At 60.5% G+C, this 6,129-nt stretch carries 6 protein-coding genes; 5 read left to right on the plus strand and 1 reads right to left on the minus strand.

Going from position 1 to position 6,129, the window contains the following annotated elements:
* The first annotated feature begins 312 nt into the window (after positions 1-312).
* The 5 genes from F4Y00_11450 (at position 313) to F4Y00_11470 (ending at position 4,669) form a co-directional block, all read left to right on the plus strand.
* Complete coding sequence (locus tag F4Y00_11450; GenBank protein ID MYE05569.1) at positions 313-525, plus strand: hypothetical protein; 213 nt, start codon at positions 313-315, stop codon at positions 523-525.
* A 188-nt stretch (positions 526-713) separates the two neighbouring features.
* Positions 714-1,355, plus strand: a complete 642-nt coding sequence (locus F4Y00_11455; GenBank protein ID MYE05570.1) for a restriction endonuclease — start codon at positions 714-716, stop codon at positions 1,353-1,355.
* A gap of 360 nt (positions 1,356-1,715) precedes the next feature.
* A complete protein-coding gene (locus tag F4Y00_11460; protein MYE05571.1) occupies positions 1,716-2,870 on the plus strand; it encodes an SAM-dependent DNA methyltransferase in 1,155 nt (384 codons plus the stop codon).
* A 46-nt stretch (positions 2,871-2,916) separates the two neighbouring features.
* A complete protein-coding gene (locus F4Y00_11465) occupies positions 2,917-3,981 on the plus strand; it encodes an MBL fold metallo-hydrolase (protein MYE05572.1) in 1,065 nt (354 codons plus the stop codon).
* A 61-nt stretch (positions 3,982-4,042) separates the two neighbouring features.
* A complete protein-coding gene (locus tag F4Y00_11470; protein ID MYE05573.1) occupies positions 4,043-4,669 on the plus strand; it encodes a hypothetical protein in 627 nt (208 codons plus the stop codon).
* Here F4Y00_11470 and F4Y00_11475 read toward each other — a convergent pair.
* Positions 4,666-5,676: a hypothetical protein gene (locus tag F4Y00_11475; GenBank protein MYE05574.1), complete on the minus strand. Its 1,011-nt coding sequence runs from the start codon at positions 5,674-5,676 to the stop codon at positions 4,666-4,668. The two genes, F4Y00_11470 and F4Y00_11475, sit on opposite strands and share 4 nt — an antisense overlap.
* Positions 5,677-6,129 lie beyond the last annotated feature (453 nt).

The raw sequence follows: 6,129 nt of genomic DNA on the forward strand, positions 1-6,129 counted from the left end.
CGGGCGGCGGGCGGCGCCTCGCGCACTCCGGCTACGGATGGTGGGCGGTGGCCCCGGTCGGGATGTTCCCGGAGCGCGTCGTGGCCACCAAGGGCGGCGCATCGGTGTTCGAGGCGCAGTCGCGTTGGATCACCCAAGAACTGGAGCCCTGACACAGCTCGAGCGTTTGCCTATGTCGTTCAAGAGGCCTCCTTTCCGCAGGGGATCCGTTGGAGATCGCCTTCGAGGACCCTTACATGTTGTTGCGCCCGAAGGAACGAAACCGTTCGATTGGGCGTAGGGAGATGCAGAGGACCGGGACAAGGGAAACCGATGCTTGCAGTTCTCAGGCTCGCGATCGCGGTCGTCGCCGGTTGGTGGCCATGGGCGATTCTGTTCGCCGCGACCGGGGGCCGGGGATCCGTTCGCCGCTCCGGTGGACGTGGCACGGTTTCCGATGCGGAGTGGTTCGAGGCGGAGGCGATGATTGAGCGCGATGCGGAAATGATCCGCGCGCGTTGGAGGGAGGAGCAGGGGGAGGCGTAAGAGGGCCCCCGGAGCCCCCTAGGAAAGAGCCAAGCCAGCCGCCCCTTCCTTATGCCCTCCGCCAAGAGCCAATATGGTGGTGGGCGGGTTCTGGACGTCTCGTCGACACAAGCCGAAATGCTGCGCATCGAGAAGGCCCAACACCTGGAGAAGGCCCAACAGGGGAGGTTGTTCTGAGCAAGCCTGAATTGACCGTTGATCTGCTCTGCCTAGAGGCCGGCGCCTTTGCCGAGGCGGAGTCAAAGCACCGAGAACCGTCGTTGTTCGGAGTAACGGACGGCAAGGCGGTAGGGACCTACCTGGAACAGAAGTTTCAGGAGGACCTCCACCACAGGTACGTCTACGAAGCGGGAAGTTCAGCGAAAGGAATCGACTTCCCGGAGCTCGGTGTGGACCTCAAGGTCACGAGTCACAAACGACCCCAATCATCCTGTCCCTACGAGTCTGCCCGCCAGAAGCTGTATGGCCTTGGCTACTCACTGCTCGTCTTCGTCTACGACAAGACGGACGATGACGAGACGCGCACCGCCCGGCTCAACATCCTTCACACGATTTACGTGGCGGCCGAGCGTACCGCGGACTACCAGACCACCACGGGCATCCGCCAAATCGTTGAGAACAGCGGAAACGTGGATGACCTCCTCGGCTTCTTCTCGGAGCGGATGCTTCCGGTGGAGGACATCGTGGCGACCCGTCTCGCCGAAGAAGTCCTCGCGAATCCCCCCGGCATAGGATACCTGACGATCTCGAACGCCCTGCAATGGAGGCTGCAGTACAGTCGCGCCATCACCGAAGCGGGCGCTGTCGATGGCATCGTTCGAGTGAGGTGACCCCTGGCTTCCAAGACCAGAATCCAGGCTGAGTTCGGTGACTTTCAGACGCCGCCGTCACTGGCAAACCGCGTGTGTGCCCTTCTGGCTGACCGTGGCTTTCGTCCGGCTAGCGTGCTTGAGCCCACATGCGGCACAGGGAGCTTTCTCGATGCTGCGATTCGAGCGTTCCCGTCGGCGCGACGGCTGGTCGGCCTAGACATCAATCCTCAGCACGTGGCCAGGGCCAGGAGTCTCCTCCTCGGGGCCCACCCGGGTGCGGATGCTCAGGTACGCCAGGCCGATTTTTTCCAGACAGACTGGGACGAAGTACTCAAGGGACTACCTAAGCCAATACTCGTGCTCGGGAATCCACCGTGGGTGACGAGCGCAGACCTCACGCGTCTCGGAAGCTCGAATCTTCCCAAGAAGATGAACTTCCAAGGTCACCGCGGACTCGACGCCCTTACTGGCAAGGGAAACTTCGACATTTCGGAGTGGATGCTCCTCCGCGCCTTGGAGTGGATCGAAGGACGGGAAGCGAGCCTCGCAATCCTGTGCAAGGTTGCGGTGGTTCGCCGGGTCCTACGCCATGTGTGGAGCCATGGATACCGGCTCCGGAATGCGGAGGTGCGTCGTATCGACGCCGACAAACACTTCGGAGCATCGGTCGACGCCTGCCTGTTCTCGGTTTCGGGTTCACTCCAGCGCGGAGAGGTGGAGTGTGCGGTCTACGATTCCCTTGAGGCTGCCGCTCCGTCGTCGCGATTCGGGTTCCGGGATGGAGAGCTCGTGGCGGATTTGGAGCTCTACGAAAGGTGGAAGCACCTAAGCGGGCTGCAGCGATACCGGTGGCGCTCAGGTGTGAAGCACGATTGCTCGAAGGTCATGGAACTGCGCCGATCCGGTCCGGATTCCTATCTGAATGGCTTCCAAGAGGAAGTGCAGCTTGAGCCTCGGTTCCTGTTCCCGATGCTGAAGAGTTCTGAGGTAGCTAACGGTGCCGTGGCGGAACCAACCCGGTGGATGCTGATAACTCAATCGGCGATCGGCGATGACACTAGCCTCATCGAATCGGAGGCTCCCCAGACCTGGAAGTATCTCTGCGCGCATGGAGACCGCCTCGACCGCCGCGGTAGCACGATCTATCAAAACCGAGCTCGCTTCTCGGTTTTCGGCGTCGGACCCTACACGTTTGCACCTTGGCGAGTGGCCATTTCCGGGTTCTACAAGAAGCTCGACTTCCGCACGGTCGGCTCCTTCGAGGGCAAGCCAATTGTCCTGGACGACACCTGCTACTTCCTGCCCTGCGGGTCGAGGGCCGAAGCGGATTGCGTACATGACTTGCTGCGTTCTGAACCTGCCCAGGAGTTGCTGGGCGCCTTCACGTTCTGGGACTCCAAGCGACCGATCACGGTGGGGCTACTCAGTCGCCTAGATTTGCTCGCGGTCGCTCGAGAGGTAGGTGCCGATGAGGGGGCGTTGGCCTCGTTGGGCGAACGCAGCCGCGCGCAGGACCAACTAGAGTTTCTGTAGTCGCTCGCATCGCCTCTTTCGCCGCCACCCTGAGCTTGGACGGGTCATGAGCTTCGAACTGGACATCCACGCCGTCGGCCAAGGTCAGTCGAGCGGCGACGCGATCACGCTCCGTTTCGGAGAGCTGGGTACGCCACACCAGAAGGTGGTGGTCGTAGATGGCGGCTATCAGGCGGACGGAGAAGCCTTGGTGGACTTCATCCCTCGCGTCTACGGCACTCGTACGATCGACCTAATGATAAGCACACATCCGCACAGCGACCACGTGGGCGGCCTTCGACCGCTACTCGAATCACTGGATGTGCGCGAACTATGGATGCACCGGCCCTGGACTCGATCCCACTCCATCCACACCTACATCACCGACGGGCGCGTCACCCATCGCAGCCTTACGGACCGATTGCAGCAATCGTTCAGGCAGGCGCATGAGCTCGAGCAGTTGGCTATAGAGAAGCGTGTCGTTGTACGAGAACCGTTCGCCGGAGTGATGTTGGGGAACGAGATTATTGTGGCCGGCCCGACCGAAGATTACTACGCGAGTTTGATGGCCTCGTTCGACGATGACCAACGTGCCGCCTCCCTCGGGGAGACACTCATGCGAGGCGTGAGGGCGGCCGTCCGACGGTTAGTGGAGTCCTGGGACGACGAAGCGTTGGTAGAACCGGACGAGGATGCCGTGTCTCCCGTGAATAACTCCTCGGCGATCCTGTATCTGAATCTCGAAGAGCTCATCTTGCTCACGGCCGACGCTGGAGTTCCGGCGCTTCGACGAGCCTTGGACGTCCTCACGCTTGCACAGCTATCAACCGATTTTCGGTGGTTTCAACTGCCGCATCATGGTAGCAAGCGTAACCTTGGGCCTAGCATTCTGAACCGTCTCCTTGGTCGCCCCTTCGGCGCAGAATCAAACAAGTGGGGTATCGTCTCCGCAGCTACGGACGGTCGTCCCAAACACCCGTCCCAGCGCGTGATCAACGCGGTGCGACGCCGCGGTGCGAAGGTGCAATCCACGTCTGGCCAGAACATTCTTCTCCAGAGCGATGACGCCCTGCCGAGACCCGGCTACCACCCCTTGGCTACGCTTGAGTTCGTGTCCGAGTACGAAGACTGATCGGTATGTTTTTGAGAAACTCAACCCCGAAAAATCGAGCATCTCAATGTCAACGACGAGCTTGAAAGACACCTATCGGCGGAATTTACAAGGCTTCGTGGCACTGAACGCTCTCATCTTCTTTGTGCTGTTCTCCGGTGAGGACATGATCACGGCGATACAGCTAGGGCAGTTCGAAGGGCTCATTAGCCTCAAAGCACTGCTTGGTTTGGTACTGCCGCTCGTCACGCTGGTTCTCGATGGGATCGTATCCGCTGATGCCAAAGCCATTCTCGTCTACTGGCGTCTCAGGGACCCGTTGCCGGGTAGCCAGGCGTTCACCAAGCATGGTCCAGCCGATCCACGGGTCGACATGGAGTCGCTCGAAAGAGTGTACGGTTCGTTCCCTGCGCCTGCGAACGAGCAAAACCAGTTATGGTACAGGATCTTCAAAGCGGTGGAAGATCAACCGTCAATATCCCAAGCGCATCGGACGTCATTGCTGACGCGGGATTTGGCGAATCTCAGCTTCGCCTTGGCCCCTCTGGGTGCTATTCTAGGCGCGGCGCTTCGGGTCGGGATGTTGCCGTGGGCCCTTCTGGTAGCGGTGTTAGCCGTGCAGTACTTGGTGCTCAGGAAAGTAGCCGTGAACAGTGGACGGCGCTTCGTCACCACGGTCCTTGCCGAAGCGGCTGCCTCCACCGACTAACTCAGAAGGTCATCGGTGATCGGCCCAACGTACCAAGCACGCTTGTCGTGGTCATAGAACGTCTCGGAGTTCACTCGGCGGGCGAAGTTCTCATGGGTCACGTAGAGCACCATGGGCGATGGCGAGACGTCCACCACCATGCAGTTCGCTTGGTTGTTGGTGATCTTGCTCAGCCCACGGTGGTTCCACGCACCGTACGCTAGGTGCTGGTGGGGTGCGTTTCCGAAGAACGTCAGCGTAGGTCTCAGGGTGTCCAGGAACTCGTAGGACCTTCCAGATTTGCGGCCGTGATGAGGAGCGATCAACAGGTCGATGTCTGTAACATCGTCCTCATGCCCCTCGAGGATATGGTCCCAAGACGCGTCGTGTGAGTCGCCACCGAAGACGATGCGGTTTCCACCCGTCCTGTACAGAAGAACATAGGAGGCCGCATGGTAGTCACCCGACGACTCGTTAGCTTCGTCAACGAGGGATTGCGTCGGGGCGAGGATGTGCAGGCCGTCACCTCCTCCGGTGCCCGCGTCTCCTTCGTTGTAGTACTTCCCTGTGGCGCCCGAGAGCAGGGTTAGACGCTTGGGACCACCCGTGGGACTCGTGTCTCGGAGGGTCTTGTAGAACGCCCAATCCTCTTCACGATACCGTGCGCTATCCCACGGGCTGGCCATCTCCTTGTTGTTGTCCGTATCCCAGAAATTGAGCGGTTCGAACTCTGCAAAGAACGCCTCGATCCCGTCCATGTGATCCATGTCCGGATGCGTCTGAATGTAGCGAAAGACAGAAGCAACGCCGTGATCCCCTAGGTACGCTATCGGGTTCACGGGGTATTTCTTTTGCTGGAAGTTGCCCGTGATCCCGAGTTCGGATTTTGCCGCGCGAGCCAAGGCAGCTTCCTCGGCAGGGTCGACAGGTTTCGCATTGCATACATCTATCACGGTCACGCGTGCAGAGTTGTGCTGAATGAACGAGCAGTCGCCCTCTCGTACGTTCAGGAAGTGAAGTGTGGCCAATCGACGCCTCCTTCGTGATGGTGGTCTACGCGAATTCGAAGGCTAACGAGAGGCGCGGCGGTGGCCCACGCTAATCTCGAAGAGTAGTTCGGGTACGAGTTCCGCCGACGCGCGCCGGAGGTCGGGTGGCCGGTAGTCCTGGGAGACGACCCAGCTCGACGCGTCGGAGCGCCAGCCCCGACTGCAAGGTCCGCAGCCCGATCTTCCACGCTTTGGATCCGCTCCGCGACCTGCGTAACCGCGACTTGTGCTGCCCGGGCTTTCGGCTGTTGTCCGTCGGTCATGCTTCTCTCCGTTGCTCTTCCTGAAGAAGGCGTGAGGCGGTAGGCGGCCTCCTCGGCTCGGAAGGTAGCAGCCCCTCGTGCGCTCGGCCCTCCCCCGAACTGGGGGGCCGGCCGGGGGGCTGTGTGTTTTACACATATCCGAGCCCCCGAGACGTAGAGGATTGGGGGT

The organism is Bacteroidetes bacterium SB0662_bin_6, assembly GCA_009839485.1.
Taxonomy (GTDB): Bacteria; Bacteroidota; Rhodothermia; order Rhodothermales; family VXPQ01; genus VXPQ01.

What these genes read in the sequence shown, in the direction of transcription:
- F4Y00_11450 (MYE05569.1), top strand. Translation starts at nt 313, where the DNA reads ATGCTTGCAGTTCTCAGGCTCGCGATCGCGGTCGTCGCCGGTTGGTGG.
- F4Y00_11465 (MYE05572.1), top strand. Translation starts at nt 2,917, where the DNA reads ATGAGCTTCGAACTGGACATCCACGCCGTCGGCCAAGGTCAGTCGAGC.